The sequence below is a fragment of the Eionea flava genome (assembly GCF_055393785.1).
Window position 1 is genome coordinate 2,448,178 of the sequence record NZ_AP036018.1, and the last position, 15,310, is coordinate 2,463,487.

General features: G+C 44.0%; 16 protein-coding genes. 4 read left to right on the forward strand and 12 right to left on the reverse strand.

Translation table 11 applies throughout. The annotated features are described in order from the left end of the window. Nucleotides 1-29: 29 nt before the first annotated feature. Nucleotides 30-1,244, reverse strand: coding sequence for a phosphoserine phosphatase SerB (serB, locus tag ACZ5O6_RS10615; RefSeq protein ID WP_447091598.1), 1,215 nt, complete (start codon nt 1,242-1,244; stop codon nt 30-32). Nucleotides 1,245-1,385: 141 nt separating this feature from the next. Between serB and ACZ5O6_RS10620 the strand changes: the two genes are divergently transcribed. Next, nucleotides 1,386-2,546, forward strand: a complete 1,161-nt coding sequence (locus ACZ5O6_RS10620; RefSeq protein ID WP_447091586.1) for a hypothetical protein — start codon at nt 1,386-1,388, stop codon at nt 2,544-2,546. 7 nt (nt 2,547-2,553) lie between these two features. On the opposite strand, the gene ACZ5O6_RS10625 is transcribed toward ACZ5O6_RS10620, so the two are convergent. From ACZ5O6_RS10625 to glyA, 11 genes are all read right to left on the reverse strand, one after another. Beyond that, nucleotides 2,554-3,213, reverse strand: coding sequence for a retropepsin-like aspartic protease family protein (locus ACZ5O6_RS10625; protein WP_447091585.1), 660 nt, complete (start codon nt 3,211-3,213; stop codon nt 2,554-2,556). 12 nt (nt 3,214-3,225) lie between these two features. Next, nucleotides 3,226-3,690, reverse strand: coding sequence for a phosphatidylglycerophosphatase A family protein (locus ACZ5O6_RS10630; RefSeq protein WP_447091584.1), 465 nt, complete (start codon nt 3,688-3,690; stop codon nt 3,226-3,228). Between the two features lie 25 nt (nt 3,691-3,715). Further along, entirely contained in the window at nt 3,716-4,684 is a 969-nt protein-coding gene (thiL, locus tag ACZ5O6_RS10635) for a thiamine-phosphate kinase (protein ID WP_447091583.1), read from the reverse strand. Between the two features lie 109 nt (nt 4,685-4,793). Then, complete coding sequence (gene nusB, locus ACZ5O6_RS10640; RefSeq protein WP_447091582.1) at nt 4,794-5,237, reverse strand: transcription antitermination factor NusB; 444 nt, start codon at nt 5,235-5,237, stop codon at nt 4,794-4,796. Nucleotides 5,238-5,338: 101 nt separating this feature from the next. Then, complete coding sequence (gene ribH, locus ACZ5O6_RS10645) at nt 5,339-5,833, reverse strand: 6,7-dimethyl-8-ribityllumazine synthase (protein ID WP_447091581.1); 495 nt, start codon at nt 5,831-5,833, stop codon at nt 5,339-5,341. Nucleotides 5,834-5,855: 22 nt separating this feature from the next. After that, entirely contained in the window at nt 5,856-6,968 is a 1,113-nt protein-coding gene (gene ribBA, locus ACZ5O6_RS10650; protein ID WP_447091580.1) for a bifunctional 3,4-dihydroxy-2-butanone-4-phosphate synthase/GTP cyclohydrolase II, read from the reverse strand. 289 nt (nt 6,969-7,257) lie between these two features. Further along, a complete protein-coding gene (locus ACZ5O6_RS10655; RefSeq protein ID WP_447091579.1) occupies nt 7,258-7,896 on the reverse strand; it encodes a riboflavin synthase in 639 nt (212 codons plus the stop codon). A gap of 29 nt (nt 7,897-7,925) precedes the next feature. Then, on the reverse strand, nt 7,926-9,137 hold the full coding sequence (gene ribD, locus ACZ5O6_RS10660) for a bifunctional diaminohydroxyphosphoribosylaminopyrimidine deaminase/5-amino-6-(5-phosphoribosylamino)uracil reductase RibD (protein WP_447091578.1): 1,212 nt from the start codon (nt 9,135-9,137) through the stop codon (nt 7,926-7,928). Between the two features lie 4 nt (nt 9,138-9,141). Next, the gene (gene nrdR, locus ACZ5O6_RS10665) at nt 9,142-9,603 is read right to left on the reverse strand and encodes a transcriptional regulator NrdR (protein WP_447091577.1); all 462 of its coding nucleotides are present in this window, start codon (nt 9,601-9,603) and stop codon (nt 9,142-9,144) included. A 113-nt stretch (nt 9,604-9,716) separates the two neighbouring features. After that, nucleotides 9,717-10,157: a GFA family protein gene (locus tag ACZ5O6_RS10670; RefSeq protein ID WP_447091576.1), complete on the reverse strand. Its 441-nt coding sequence runs from the start codon at nt 10,155-10,157 to the stop codon at nt 9,717-9,719. 120 nt (nt 10,158-10,277) lie between these two features. Further along, complete coding sequence (gene glyA, locus ACZ5O6_RS10675; protein WP_447091575.1) at nt 10,278-11,540, reverse strand: serine hydroxymethyltransferase; 1,263 nt, start codon at nt 11,538-11,540, stop codon at nt 10,278-10,280. Between the two features lie 603 nt (nt 11,541-12,143). Between glyA and ACZ5O6_RS10680 the strand changes: the two genes are divergently transcribed. The 3 genes from ACZ5O6_RS10680 (at nt 12,144) to ACZ5O6_RS10690 (ending at nt 15,301) form a co-directional block, all read left to right on the forward strand. After that, nucleotides 12,144-13,154 (forward strand): C4-dicarboxylate TRAP transporter substrate-binding protein, encoded by a 1,011-nt coding sequence (locus tag ACZ5O6_RS10680; protein WP_447091574.1) that lies wholly within the window; start codon nt 12,144-12,146, stop codon nt 13,152-13,154. A gap of 87 nt (nt 13,155-13,241) precedes the next feature. Next, nucleotides 13,242-13,898, forward strand: a complete 657-nt coding sequence (locus ACZ5O6_RS10685; RefSeq protein WP_447091573.1) for a TRAP transporter small permease subunit — start codon at nt 13,242-13,244, stop codon at nt 13,896-13,898. Next, the gene (locus tag ACZ5O6_RS10690) at nt 13,895-15,301 is read left to right on the forward strand and encodes a TRAP transporter large permease (RefSeq protein ID WP_447091572.1); all 1,407 of its coding nucleotides are present in this window, start codon (nt 13,895-13,897) and stop codon (nt 15,299-15,301) included. Before ACZ5O6_RS10685 ends, ACZ5O6_RS10690 begins: the two co-directional genes overlap by 4 nt. Nucleotides 15,302-15,310 lie beyond the last annotated feature (9 nt).

Consider the following 15,310-nt stretch of genomic DNA (forward strand, 5'->3'; position numbering starts at 1 on the left):
CCGGTTTAACGCTATTGATATTGGATAAGTTACTCATCGATATCAACAGCGTTAAATCCCATAAGATACAAAACGCTATCAAGCCCAAGATAACTCACATTAAATTTTGCGGCGGCCTTAACTCGAGGCTTAGCACGAAAAGCTACCCCCATACCCGCAGTATCGAGCATAAGCAGATCATTAGCACCATCACCTATTGCGACCACTTCCGATAGACGCAAGCCTTCTTTTTCGGCCAGCATTTTTAACAGTTCAGCCTTACGTTCCCCATTAACAATATCGCCAGAAACCTTGCCCGTGACTTTGCCATCAACAATATCTAAATTGTTTGCATACACATAATCAACGCCCAACTTTTGCTGTAAATAACGGCCAAAATAATCAAACCCGCCAGATAATATGGCCGTTTTATAGCCCCGCTTATTGAGATTAACAAAAAGCTTTTCAACACCAGGATTTAATTTCAAGCGACTCGCTATAGAAGCCAAGACCGATTCATCAAGCCCCTCTAAAAGCGCCATACGCTGACGAAAACTCTCATCAAAAGCAATATCACCGCGCATAGCCGACTCAGTAATCGCTGCGACTTTATCACCAACGCCTATTTCTTTTGCTAACTCATCAATAACTTCAGCATCTATTAGCGTGGAGTCCATATCAAAACAAACTAAACGGCGATGACGGCTATCATAACCATTTTTTTGCAAATGAAGGTCAAGCGAGCGCTCTTGTGATAACTGCAACAATGCCTGTCGCAAACCACTCTCATCGCTTGGGGGCGTGGATGCTAGGCACTCCACAACAAAAAATGAATGGCTCTCTTGCTCAATCATGTCACCGTCTGACAACCATTGAATGGTTTCAAAAGATAAAGAAAATTCGCTAGCAACTGCATTGACTGCAGAAATATCAGCCAAAGAGATCGTCTCACCCATCAACAACAAACGGTAAGCCGGCTGCGCAGAACAGGTCGTATCTTGTGCTAATACGCTATCAATACTGACTTCACATTGGTTTTCCTGTGCATAAGCACGAATTGCCGCCGATAAATCATCAAACAAGCGATGGTAGTCGTTGCTTTTATCATCTGATAATTTGATATCAAATAAGGCATGCAAAGAATATCGTGTTGTGGTTCGTGTTTGTTGCACATCCCTTAATGTGGCAGAGTGCGCATCGGCTAATTGGCCAACAACCGCCAAAGCATCGGTATTTTTCGGGCCAAACAATGTGACTAACATCATACTATTCACAGAAACATCCTCTTTTGAAAGCGTAGGGTTTTATACTAACATTAATAAAAACGCCTTAATTATGATGTCTATTATAGCGACAATTATTAGGTTAAAATAGCGACCCACAAAATAAAAGGCCATGTAAACGGTATGCTCAAACCTACGCATTTTTCTATAGCATCCTTAATCAAGGCAAGTAATATAGAGCATAGACCTTACCGTTTTCTTGCTATTGTTGTGGCAGCGATACTATTTGGAAGTCTAATCAACAAAATTATTGACCAACCAACCTATAGCGACACGCAAGCATTTGCAATTAATCAATACGGCGACCACTTCTCGTCAATCATTAGTGATCGAATCACTAATAGCGTATTACAAAAAGACGCCATCAGCATTCAGGCGATTGTACAAAACATCCTCAAAATTTCCGCTATTAATTCTATTATTGTTTACGACAATAATAACCAAATACTCGCTCAAGCACTTAATGAAAAACCAGAAACGAACACTATGGATGCGGAGTATTCTTCGCCCATCATTTCTAATGAAAACATCATTGGTTCCATAGCCATCACCATCAACCACAAAAAGCTCACAAAAAGTCACGAACAAGAAAACTACTTACTGTGGTTGCTTTTTGTTGTTTTATGTACCCTCATAGCATTGGACTATTTTAAAAAGACAAACGAAATAGAAAAGCCTGCTATAAAAATAGAGGCCGAACAAAAAAGCATTGAAACAACACCTCATAAGAAAGAAGAAGATACTCAGCGTTTTTACACCATCATCAAGCTACATAATAACAATACGCTATACAAACAAATCAATAACGACTTAAGACAACAACAAATCTCGCTACTTAAGGAAAATATTGGGCATGCTCTTCGCTTATATGGCGGAAAGCTTGTTGTTATAAGCGATCAATCTATTGTGCTTGTTTTTGATAACACACCGATAGAAAATATTCTTTATGGATCGCAGCTTTTATTGGCTCTGCATCAGCATCAGAAAAAGTCGTTAATGGAATTGAGCGCTGTCATCTTGTCACATATCGACGACAAACAGATCACACAACAGCTTATGCAAGCTCAATCATTTAATGGAATAGAAAAACCGTTTGAAATGTACATACAGCAAGAAATAGCAGAGCAATACGAACTGAGAAAATATGTAGAATATACAGAAGAAAAGGAGACGGCATTTGCGGTTAAAATCGACCGACTCAAACCTCATTACCAAAAGCTAATTAATAATCAAATAGAGCAACTAGTACAAAATAAGAACTCGGCTAGCCTTTTAAACGAATAAGCTAGCGTCACCGTTGCTCCAGTACTAGTACACCATTATCCGTTTTCATATCAACGTTACTTAGAAAACTATTGCCAAGCAATATAACCGGCAAAGCATCGTTAAGTGAAACTGTCGCAGCCACATTGTACTGAGATATTTCACCGATCGTCACTTTTTTGAGTACCACTTGCCGACCTTCTGTCACACCATTGGCCGTAGACATTCGAATCGGCTTACCTCGACTATAATCGATGCCTAAATTTTTCGCAGCCGATGCTCCCATAGAAACCGATGTTGCACCCGTATCGATAACAACATTGACTGTACGACCATTAATTTGCGCTGCCGCCCAATAATGCCCGCCATCTTGGCTAGATATGCGTACTGTTTTAACCGAGGGTTGCTTATAACCAATAGAGACTTGCTTTGAAAGCACAAGCCGTTGTGAACGACCATTTACACGAACAACAGCTTCTTGCCCCTCAATAGCGAGGAGAGTAACGCCGTCTTTTTCTTTATTCATTTTAAGGATGTGATCATTACCATCCAAGGCGACCAACGCAGATTTCTTACCAAAAAGCCCTTTTAAAACGATCGTATCGGCTGCAAATGTTGTCGCACTTAGAGAAGAAAATGCAACAAGAAAAATTATTAATAATGAGAGAGATTTATGATTTTTCATCATAGGATATTCCTTTTAAACTAAAGCGAGCTCAGCACTCCAAACAATAACACCCCATAAAAGCAGGGCTGAAATCATACCAGCGACAACATCGTCCAGCATAATACCCAGTCCACCGTGTATATTTTTGTCAAAATAACAAATCGGCCAAGGCTTAATAATATCAAAAAAACGGAAAAGCAGAACGCCTAACAACAACCAATACCAGTCAAAGCCCAAAAAAACCAGTGGTATCAGTGTAATCCAGAGTCCAACAAATTCATCCCACACAATAGCCGGGTGATCGTGCACACCTAATTGCTGCGCCGCCACCTGACAAAGGTAAATACCCAATACCGCAGACACTAAGGTCACCAGTAAATAATCCCAAGCGGGCAAAAATAGCATCAAAAAAAAGAAAGGAACGGCCGCTAATGTCCCCCATGTGCCCGGTGCCTTTGGCGCAAGTCCACTACCAAAGCCAAGAGCGAAAAATTGCACAGGGTGCTTTAATAACGTAAAAAAATTAGGCAGTAAAATGTTGGTAACCTCGCTGATTGGCAGGAAGTGAATAAGGCAAACCCTGATCGTAACAGCTCACACCGTGACTCGCATCCACAACGTGGCCAATAGCACTGACATCAAGCGCATGCTGGATACTATAACGTTTAAATGACTCGATTTTATCATCACTCACGGTAAATAAGAGCTGGTAGTCATCTCCACCGCTAAGTGCCCACGAATAATAATCATCAGAATAGTGCGTTAAAGCACTGTCTATCGGTAATTGGTCGATATTAATTCTCATACCTACACCACTTGCATCGGCTATATGCTGAGCGTCAGCCAGTAAACCGTCGGATATATCAATAGCCGCTGAAGAAAAAGGAAGCAACTGGCGACCTAGTACTATTTGTGGTGATGGCGCATAAAAACGCGAATGTAAATGCTTAAGCACTTCTGAAGATGGCGTGATACGACCTTGTATTGCAGCTAAAGCAGCGGCACCATCGCCTAAATTACCACTCACAAATAGGTGATCACCAATACATGCAGCGCCTCGCGTCAATAATTGGCCGGGATCAACACAGCCGTGTACTTGAACACTGATCGTTAACGGCCCACACGTCGTATCACCACCAATAAGATCCATCGTATGGCTGTCAGCAATATCGAATATTCCACGACTAAAGGCCTCAAGCCACGCCTCATTAACATCGGGCAAGGTCAGAGCCAATGTAAACCAAAGTGGTGTAGCACCCATCGCCGCAAGGTCACTAATGGCCGTACACATGGCACGCGTGGCAATATCATAGGGGGCGGCAGAAGCAGGAAAGTGGCGCCCTTCTACTAAAGTATCAAGGGACAAAACTAGCTGCTGTTGTTCAGGCACTGACAATATCGCGCAATCATCACCAATGCCTTTAATCACCGATGGCTGAGTTGCTTGCCGTGAAAAGTAATGTTGAATAATGCCAAACTCGTCGAGAACCATAAGGCACACTATATAAGACTGGTTAAAAGTATGTTGTTTTGCTCACGATAAGGCACGGTGTTTACTCAATAAAAAAGACAAAAACCTTATTTTCGATATAGCGCCGTTGCTATTTTTTATCGGCCTTTACTTCTAGCGCACGCAACTCAACGGCTAGCTTATCAAGCACACCATTAATAAATTTAAAGCTATCCGTTGCGCCAAATTTTTTCGCTAACGACACCGCTTCATTGATAACCACTTTATAAGGCACATCAATACGATGCATAAATTCGTACGTGGCTAAACGCAATAAAGACAGCGTGATAGGGTCTAGCTCTTCATTATTGCGGCCTTGCAGATGCGGTAAATAGGTAGCATCTAGTTCGGTCACATTAGCCGGCACTTTATGTACGAGCTCATGAAAATAATCCGTATCGGTATGTGTCATATCATTATCGACGCGAAACTCGGCTTCGATTTCATTCAGGGCAGCGCCCGTCATGCTCCACTGATAGAGTGCCTGCATACCAAAATGGCGAGCTTTACGACGGGTAGCGGGAGAAACTTTCATGAATACACTCTTACTATTACAGCAATCACTATTAATTGCTGATTCTATTAAATTTGATGTTGGCACTAACGCGCCAACCATTAATTAAACATTTATTAACGCTATGACTTGAGCGTGGGCAAACTCGCTTGCCAGCGCATCAATTCGGTTAGCGCAAAAACCGCTTCGACCCCTTTATTGGCAACACTATCATCGGATCGTTTTTGTGCATCTTCGATATTGTTTACACCAATAACTTCATTAATAATCGGCTTATGAAATCGATCGCTTACACGACCAAAACCGTCGACAACCTGTTGCATCACATGATCATCGTGGGTGGTATCGCCTTTTAACACAACACCAAATGCAATCACTGCGTCTAAGCGACTATCACTTTCAAACAAGCAACGTGCTGCATAAGGCAGCTCTAATGAACCCGGCAAAATATGCGTAGAAATATTTTTCCGATCTACATTAACGGCTAACAATTCATCAACCGCGCGATTGACCATCGCATCAACACATTCTGGATGCCACATCGAGGCAATAATAGCCACACGGGCATTAGGAATGGAGTGAAAATCACTCACGGGTTTCGGTAAAAATCCAGCCATAGTTTTTCTACTTAAGGTCTACTTATTCAGGATTAGATAAAACATCAACCACTTCGAGATCAAAGCCCGATAACGCTGAAAACTTCATTGGGGCAGACATAAGGCGCATCTTTTTCACACCCATATCACGCAGTATTTGCGCACCAGTACCCACCTGACGATACACGGTATCTTGAGACACCGTTTGTTGCACGCCAGTTAACATTGATTCAATCCGATCTTCAATATCACTGCTATTTTCTTCATAGCACATCAATACCACAACACCGCTATCTTCCTTTTCCACTTGCGCCATCGCATCATGAAAAGTCCATGATTTAAATTCGGCATCCTGTTTTTCGATAGAAAGCAAATCTCTCGCTGTATCTAAAAGGTGTACTCGCACCAACGTCGGCTCATCATCACTAATGTCGCCTTTAGCCAAGGCAAAATGCATATCACCGCACACCACATCGCGATAGGTCGATAATAAAAATTCACCATAACGCGTTTGCACATTACGCTGATTAATACATTCCACCGTTTTTTCAGTCACTGAGCGGTAGTGAATTAAATCAGCAATTGTCCCAATTTTTAAATCGTGCTGTTCTGCGAACTGCTCAAGATCCGGACGGCGCGCCATTGTGCCATCTTCATTCATAATTTCCACAATCGCGGCGGCCGGTTCATAACCTGCCAGCCTTGATAAATCACAACCCGCTTCAGTGTGACCGGCACGGCTAAGCACACCGCCTGGACGCGCCATTAAAGGGAAAATATGTCCAGGCTGTACGATGCTTTTAGGGCTCGCATCACGCGCAACGGCGGCGCGCACTGTCTTCGCTCTATCTGCTGCAGAAATACCCGTTGTCACGCCTTCGGCGGCTTCAATCGACAAGGTAAAATTCGTCGCATATTGCTCACGGTTATCATTCACCATCAAGGGTAAGTCCAACAAACGACAACGTTGCTCAGTCAGAGTAAGACACACCAAACCACGCGCATGAGTAGCCATAAAATTAATATCTTCTGCACGCACTTGCTCCGCCGCCATAACAAGATCGCCTTCATTTTCACGATCTTCATCATCCATTAAGATGACCATCTTGCCTAAACGAATATCTTCTACTAACTCTTCAATGGTATTAAGTTTCATATGTTCTCTTTTAGTAACTATTCAGCTTACGTTTAAATTTACGCATGACTGCGTTAAAAAACGATCATTTACACGTGTAAACCACATTTTTCGCCTTATCCTGCACAAATTTAAACGCAATCTGAACAGTGATTGGTTTTGCTGAATAGTTACCTCTTTTATTGATATTACCCATGGTGCATTCTGAGCTAAATTGCACTCATAGAACAGAAAAATAGGCGGTTTCTTCAGCCACTCTCAACAGCAGTTATTTTCACTCAAAAATATGACCAGCTATGCTTTAAAGGGGTTATTCATCGGACGCTTTAGGCGCATGTTTCATCGGTTCTGCCGCTTTATCACCCAATAACAAACGCTCAAGATAACGCGCAATCACGTCCACTTCCAAATTGACTTTAGTACCAGCTTGATAACGCCCCATGACCGTATGATCAATCGTATGCGGCACAATGTTGACATCAAAATCACAACCATCAACAGAGTTAACCGTTAAACTCGTACCATCGATAGTAATTGAGCCTTTGTGAGCAATATACTTCGCCATCGCAGGCGGTACGCGCACCAAGAAGCGCTCCGAACGAGCATCAGGATGACGGCTCAGCACTTCACCAATACCATCGACATGCCCACTAACAATGTGCCCACCTAAGCGACTTTCTGGTGTTAACGCACGCTCTAAATTAACTGTCGTACCTGCCTGCCATTCACGAATCGTCGTTAAATCAAGGGATTCCACCGACACATCCGCATAGTAGCCCTGTGCTGTTTTTTCAATAACGGTCAAACACACACCATTAGTCGATATTGAATCCCCCAATTGCACCGCTTCCATCGGTAGGTTGGTGGTATCAATATGCAATCTTACATCGCCACCCACCGGTTCTACCGACACAACATGCCCTACAGCTTCAATAATTCCAGTAAACATTGTTCCACCTCATTAATCGCTAAGGCCTGCTAACAGGAGTCAGGCCTTGTGGTCACCGAAAAGGTGAATCTGACATCATCACCAATCATACGTTGATCGATGATGGTTAGCGCTTGCTTATCACTCATTGTTTGCAACGGCCATTCTGCCATCGGCCTTGCGTCACTGCCCATTACTATCGGTGCCTGATACACCACGAGTTCATCAACTAAGCCCGCGACTAGGCAACTACCCAATAATGTAGCGCCGGTTTCTAACAGTACATCATTACAGGCATAACGAGATGCCAAAATAGACAGCACTTGCTCAACATCTACACCCTTATCGCATACCGCAACGCTTTCAATCACAACCCCTGAAGGGTGGCGCGCGAGCAAACGTTGTTTTTTAGCATCACTTACCGTATCAGCCGTAAAGATAATCACATCGGCAATCGTATGCTTAGGATTTTCCACGCCATCGAAAATAGCGGCTTGGCTGTGATCATTTTCGGCTAACTGCAGTGAGCTATCCAAAACCACGCGCAAAGGCGGGCGAGCAAGAATATCGTCCATATTGGGTAGCTTCGCCTGATCAGCTCTTACGGTTAGACGGCTATTATCTTGCAAAATAGAACCCACACCCGTAACAATAGCGCAACTTTTGGCACGTAACTGTTGTACATCTCGCCTTGCTGCTGCACCTGTAATCCACTGGCTTTCGCCACTACGCATCGCCGTACGACCATCCATACTCGTCGCAATCTTCGCCGTCACCCAAGGACGACTACACCGCATACGAGAGACAAAACCACGATTAATCGCTTCGCATTGCTGAGGTAATAACGGGCCATCCACTATGCGCTGCGCTGCGCGCAATATTTCTAAACCCTTGCCAGCGACTAGAGGATTAGGGTCTTCCATCCCATAAACGACACGGGTAATACCGTATTCATTTCTGGCTAAAGCCTTGGCGCAAGCACCCGTTCGGCCTTGGTGTGCACAGGGCTCTAAGGTTACATAAGCGGTGATATTACCGGCCAAACGTTGCGCAGACATCTCTGCTGTCAATAGCTGTTGCAGTGCATTCACTTCAGCATGAGCTTCGCCGGCACGATAGTGCCAACCTTCAGCAACAACTTGATCATTTTGTACAAGCACGCAACCCACACAAGGATTAGGGCGCGCAGTATATCGGCCTTTTTCTGCAAGCTGCAGTGCACGTGCCATAAATCGATAATCACTCGCCGAAAAACTCATCATTACATTAGCTAAGTGACGGCTTTTCTAAGCGATCAAGCTCTTCTCGGAACTCATTAATATCTTTAAAACGACGATAAACCGAAGCAAATCGAACATAGGCGACTTCATCGAGCTCACGCAACTGCTCCATTACCTTTTCGCCAATTAATAAAGCAGCAATTTCACGCTCTCCCGTACTCTGCAAATAGTGTTTAATTTGGTTAACCGAAGACTCTATCGCCTCGGCACTGACGGGACGTTTTTCTAAGGCGCGATGCAGACCTGCACGTAGCTTATTTTCGTCGAAAGGTTCTCGCGATTCATCCTGTTTGATGACACGAGGCATCAACAATTCAGCTATCTCGTAAGTCGTAAAGCGCTCGTGGCATGACAAACATTCACGGCGGCGGCGTATTTGATCACCATCTGCGACTAAACGAGAATCGATAACCTTTGTATCATCTGCTGTACAGAAAGGGCAATGCATGCACCGGCCTCCAAATTAAAGGGCGACATAATACCACAAAAGCCCGGCTAACTATCGCTATGCTCAATCAACCGAGGCACTTACTCAATGGTAAACCCGACAAGTAAAACGACTTAACTCGGCTGCTTCGCATACGCGGGTAAATGTTCCGGCAATTCGTACCACGCAACTTTTTCACTCACCCATATATGGGCAGAAGGGGAAAACAAAAACGCATCTTCTTCGGTCAGCGTATTAAGACCCGATGAACATGTTGGCTTGAGCTTTAACTTAATGGATTGAGGAGCAAAAGGGTTGAGGTGATAGATGCGGTTGCCACAACCGGAACAAAAATAAGCGATATTTCGATGACCGCTCTCTGCTTTTCGCTCCCACTGCCGCATTTCTCCGGTGAACGTAATATCACTAGCATCAACAAAGGCGGTTACGCTAAAAGGGCTTGTCGACAATTTTTGACACTCTTTACAGTGGCATGCCCACACATTGGTTGGCGCTTTTCGCAAAATATAAGACACCTGCCCACACTGGCATGACGCTTTAATCGGTAATACCATCACTGCACTCCTTAGTTTATAAAAGCCCTACGACGAAGCATTTAAAAAATGCCAGCCCAATAAAAAGGCCACTTAATCATTAAGCAGCCTTCTTATCAATATTTCAGTAGCAACTGACCATTAACCATACACAGGGAACTTAGCGCATATAGCCAATACTTTTTCTTTAACTTGGGGAATCACTTGTTCAGACGTGCCATTCTCAAGAGATTCAAGTACGTCACAAATCCAATGCGTTAACTCTACAGTTTCTACCTCACCAAAACCACGCGTCGTAATTGCCGGTGTACCTACCCGTAAACCTGACGTCACAAATGGCGAGCGTGGATCGTTAGGCACAGAATTTTTATTCACCGTGATATAGGCTTCGCCCAATGCCGCATCAGCATCTTTACCTGAATAGTCTTTACCAATGAGATCAACCAACATTAGATGATTTTCAGTGCCATTTGAGACGATATTGATACCGCGATCCATAAAGGTTTTTGCCATTGCTTTTGCATTGACGACTACCTGTTTTTGATAGGCAACGAACTCGTCGCTCATCGCTTCTTTAAAACTTACCGCTTTTGCCGCGATCGCATGCATAAGCGGCCCACCTTGCCCACCCGGAAAAACGGCTGAATTCAGTTTTTTCTCGATCTCTGGATTGGCCTTAGCTAAGATCAAACCACCACGAGGGCCACGCAACGTTTTGTGTGTTGTCGTAGTCGTCACGTCAGCAATTTGTACAGGGCTAGGGTAAATACCCGCAGCGACAAGGCCCGCCACGTGCGCCATATCAACCAATAAATAAGCGCCAACTTTATCTGCAATATCACGGAAACGCTGCCAATCCATAATTTGTGAGTACGCTGAAAAGCCTGCAATAATCATTGTTGGCTTGTGCTCAAGCGCTAAGCGTTCCACCTCGTCGTAATCGACTTCGCCAGTTTCTGGGTTCAGACCATATTGAATCGGGTTATAGGTTTTACCTGAAAAATTAACCGATGCACCATGCGTTAAATGCCCACCATGCGCCAAGCTAAAACCAAGAATGGTGTCACCGGGTTTACATAAGGCCTGAAATACTGCGGCGTTAGCTTGCGAACCGGCATGAGGCTGCACATTGGCATAATCCGCACCAAACAGTGTTTTTGCGCGATCAATCGCTAATGCTTCCGCCTGATCAACATACTCACAACCACCGTAGTAACGCTTACCCGGATACCCTTCAGCATACTTATTCGTTAGCTTCGAACCCTGCGCAACCATCACCATAGGGCTGGTGTAGTTTTCTGATGCTATTAGCTCAATATGCTCTTCTTGGCGACGCGCCTCAGATTGCATAGAAGCCCATAATTCGGGGTCAAAGTTTTCAATGGATTGTGAAGGATCAAACATAGGAAGGAGCACCTGCAATTGAAGTCATAATGAGGGTAAAAAAGAGCGCATATTTTATCCGCAAACCAATAAGATGTCACTGTTTAAAGAGTCGATGAGAAACCACATATTGAGACCATATCCTCACATCACTGCTGCCCCATTAAGTTATGTTTGGTCACTATGCAGCTGCAGTATCCAAGGCTCTCAGCTATCTTAGCCAACGTGGAGAAACGGATTTCCAACCATTATTCAAAGCACGCCGTGAATACGTCCATGTAGACTCAACACCCGCGTCCATGCGGGTGATGGCTTTGCCTAATGGTTGGAACTCCACTACTGAGAAGTTAACAGGACAACCGTGTCCTCACATAACAAACATACCGTCAAACAACTGCCCTTTTCTCTCAGACGTAACAAATCAAGCCTTAAAAAGAATTTTCTTTCTTCACAAAAAACACATATAGGAATTTTTTTTCTTATTTTTTAACGAACACGCAAAAAAACCAAAAAACGTTGCTACCTGTCGTTGTTATCAGAAAAAAAGCCATGTTACGTTAGAGGAATGACGACAAATGTTGGTCATTGCCATTCAATCTATTACCTATTTTCTGGAGAACAGTCATGCTGAAAAAAATCAATAAAATTTCACTGATATCCGCATTCACCTTTAGCTTTATTGCAGGCGATGTCTATGCTGCAACAGAATGGAATGTATCGCTATGGAGCAAAAGACGCGCATTTACAGAGCATGTCGAAAAGCTCGCCGAACTGGTTGATTCAAAAACCAATGGTGATTTCAAACTCAATATTTCTTATGGCGGCTTATCTAAAAACAAAGAAAATCTTGATGGTATTTCTATCGGCGCCTTTGAGATGGCGCAATTTTGTTCTTTTTACCATGCGGCTAAAAACCCAACGATTACCGTCACTGAATTACCGTTTGCCAAAGATGTATCGCTTAAACGTCTCACTGAAATTTCACAAGCGGTATACCAGCACCCTATCGTAGCCAAAGATCTAGCACGTTGGAATGCAACACTTCTAATGCCATCACCGCTTCCACAATACAATTTAATCGGTGTCGGTGACACACCACAATCGCTAGCAGACTTTAAAGGCAAGCGCCTTCGTGGGCCAGGTGGTATTGCCGGTGTAATGAGTCAATTAGGTGCGGTCAAGACAGGTGTAGCCGCTAACGAAGTTCGTCAAGCACTAGATTCCGGCGTCATTGACACGGTGGCCTTCGCGCAACACGCACACTTGGCTTTTGGTTCGATACAAGCTGGTAAATGGGCAACAACGAATCTTAATTTAGGAACCGCAAATTGCCCTGTTGTTGTCAATACTGATGCATTAGCGTCTTTGAGTGAGGAACATAAAAACGCTCTACTAAGTTCAGTTGATGAGTCTTTAGAGCATTACGTTGCCAACTATGAAGGCAAGGTGATTGGTAAATACAACGATACGCTAACCGAAAAAGGGATCGAGCGCGTGACTTTCACTGAAGAACAAGCAGCAGCGCTAGACAAACTTGCTGTTTCAGTACGCGAAAGCTGGATTAAAAAATATGAAGGCAAATTTGATGCTAAAGCGCTTTATGATTTTACTGAAGCACAATTTGCAAAAGAATGAATAAAAAATTCTTCGCACATTAGATAATGATTATTTGCGCCTACACACGTGGGCGCTTTTTTGCAAAAAGCGAGAAGAGACTTTTCTATGTCGGGCACATCTACAATCAATAAAGACGGTTCATTACTGAGCCGCACCGATCAATTATTTTTTAAATGTGAATCTTTTTTTAATTTGATAGGTGGCATCGTTATTTTCGCCATAGTATTACTGGCAGTTGCTAATATTCTCGGCAGAAAATTCTTTGAGCTACCTGTCGACGGTTATATTGACTGGACAGAACAGTCAATGGCCTTTTTTGCATTCTTAGGAATAGCTTACTGCCAACGACAAGGCGGACATATTCGCATGGATATTTTTGTGGGCTCCTTACGTGGCCGCACACTATGGATATTCGAACTCTTTTCTACATTCATCATGTTTGTGATGACACTACTACTGACTTACGGTTCCTACGGGCACTTTTTACGCGCATGGACAAATGGCGATAGCTCATTTGATATCGAATTACCAACATGGCCAGCCAAATTAGTCGTACCGTTTGCACTAAGCATTTTATCGATACGCCTGTTTTTACAACTATGGGCCTATGCACGCGCCATCAAAGAAAATAACGACAACCCTATTGCTATACCATTAATTGAAGACGTCGCCACACAAGCGGCAAAAGAAGCCGCAACGGTTTCAGGTGCATCGGTTGACGCTACCGAATATGACAGCGCACACGCAGGAGAACAAAAATGAGCCTGCTAGATACAATGATGACTGTTGCCCCCATTGATATGGGGTTATGGGTTACTGGCTTTATGCTGTTTGCGGTTGTTATCGGTGTACGGGTTGCCTACGCCGCGGCAACGGCAGGCTTTCTCGGTTTGGTCTGGTATTTTTCAGCAAAAATGGGCTTTGACCGAGGCTTTATTGTTGCGCTAAAAATGGCAGGGACTATTCCACACTCCAAAGTATCTACCTCTGCACTGTCACTGATTCCAGTATTTATTTTAATTGGATTCCTTGCTTATTATGCCGGGCTCACCAAAGCATTATTTGAAGCCGCTAAACGTTGGGTGGGCTGGTTACCGGGCGGTATGGCTCTGGCTACAGTATTTTCCACCGCTGGATTTGCTGCAGTATCTGGTGCATCGGTTGCAACCTCTGCAGTATTTGCACGCATTGCGATCCCTGAAATGTTACGTCTGGGTTACGACAAATGCTTTGCTGCGGGAGTCGTTGCTGCATCAGGAACGCTAGCCTCACTCATTCCACCTTCTGCCATTTTGGTTATTTACGCCATTATTGTTGAGCAAGATGTGGGCGCTTTGCTCATGGCCGGATTTTTACCCGGTGCGGTGTCTGCAGTCATTTATGCAAGCTTGGTCATTGGCCTTGCCATGAGCAACAAAAAATATGGCCCGCCGATTAAAGGTTTTACGTGGAAACAACGCTTTGAATCATTACCGCCGACATTACCAATTTTTTTCGTCGTGTTTATTATTATTTTTAGTGTCTATGGCGGCTGGGGCACCCCCACTGAAGCCGGTGCATTAGGCGCGTTTGTCGTATTTTGCATGGCCGTTTATAAAGGCATGAAATGGGAAAACATGAAAGGCGCTTTAATGGAAGCGGGCAAGCTCACGGTGATGATCTTTACGATTATTTGGGGAGTTTTACTCTATGTTCGCTTTTTAGGTTTTGCGGATTTGCCTCACGCTTTTTCAGACTGGATTGCCAACCTTGATCAAAACCCAATGATCACATTGCTGCTAATTTTGCTGGCCTATGCGGTACTAGGCATGTTTATGGATGCGATTGGGATGTTGCTATTAACATTGCCTGTCGTTTTCCCTGCCGTCATAGCATTAAACGGCGGCATGGATGTAACGGCAGCAGACTCAGCCTTTGGAGTATCTGCGACCGGCTGCGCCATTTGGTTCGGGATTATCGTCGTAAAAATGGCGGAATTCTGCCTCATCACGCCTCCCATCGGGCTCAACTGTTTTGTGGTCGCCGGTGTTCGTCCAGAATTGACGGTTCAAGATGTATTCCGCGGTGTCACACCCTTTTTTATTGCTGACATCATTACCATCGGTGTGCTGATTGCCTTCCCCAGTATCGTACTCTGGTTGCCGGGCATTATGGGCATGGTTTAAAAGTAAAAA

Bases quoted from the DNA above. Each gene is read 5' to 3' on its own strand.
- serB (WP_447091598.1), bottom strand. From the start codon at position 1,244: ATGATGTTAGTCACATTGTTTGGCCCGAAAAATACCGATGCTTTGGCG.
- ACZ5O6_RS10620 (WP_447091586.1), top strand. From the start codon at position 1,386: ATGCTCAAACCTACGCATTTTTCTATAGCATCCTTAATCAAGGCAAGT.
- ACZ5O6_RS10625 (WP_447091585.1), bottom strand. From the start codon at position 3,213: ATGATGAAAAATCATAAATCTCTCTCATTATTAATAATTTTTCTTGTT.
- thiL (WP_447091583.1), bottom strand. From the start codon at position 4,684: ATGGTTCTCGACGAGTTTGGCATTATTCAACATTACTTTTCACGGCAA.
- nusB (WP_447091582.1), bottom strand. From the start codon at position 5,237: ATGAAAGTTTCTCCCGCTACCCGTCGTAAAGCTCGCCATTTTGGTATG.
- ribH (WP_447091581.1), bottom strand. From the start codon at position 5,833: ATGGCTGGATTTTTACCGAAACCCGTGAGTGATTTTCACTCCATTCCT.
- ribBA (WP_447091580.1), bottom strand. From the start codon at position 6,968: ATGAAACTTAATACCATTGAAGAGTTAGTAGAAGATATTCGTTTAGGC.
- ACZ5O6_RS10655 (WP_447091579.1), bottom strand. From the start codon at position 7,896: ATGTTTACTGGAATTATTGAAGCTGTAGGGCATGTTGTGTCGGTAGAA.
- ribD (WP_447091578.1), bottom strand. From the start codon at position 9,137: ATGATGAGTTTTTCGGCGAGTGATTATCGATTTATGGCACGTGCACTG.
- nrdR (WP_447091577.1), bottom strand. From the start codon at position 9,603: ATGCATTGCCCTTTCTGTACAGCAGATGATACAAAGGTTATCGATTCT.
- ACZ5O6_RS10670 (WP_447091576.1), bottom strand. From the start codon at position 10,157: ATGGTATTACCGATTAAAGCGTCATGCCAGTGTGGGCAGGTGTCTTAT.
- glyA (WP_447091575.1), bottom strand. From the start codon at position 11,540: ATGTTTGATCCTTCACAATCCATTGAAAACTTTGACCCCGAATTATGG.
- ACZ5O6_RS10680 (WP_447091574.1), top strand. From the start codon at position 12,144: ATGCTGAAAAAAATCAATAAAATTTCACTGATATCCGCATTCACCTTT.
- ACZ5O6_RS10685 (WP_447091573.1), top strand. From the start codon at position 13,242: ATGTCGGGCACATCTACAATCAATAAAGACGGTTCATTACTGAGCCGC.
- ACZ5O6_RS10690 (WP_447091572.1), top strand. From the start codon at position 13,895: ATGAGCCTGCTAGATACAATGATGACTGTTGCCCCCATTGATATGGGG.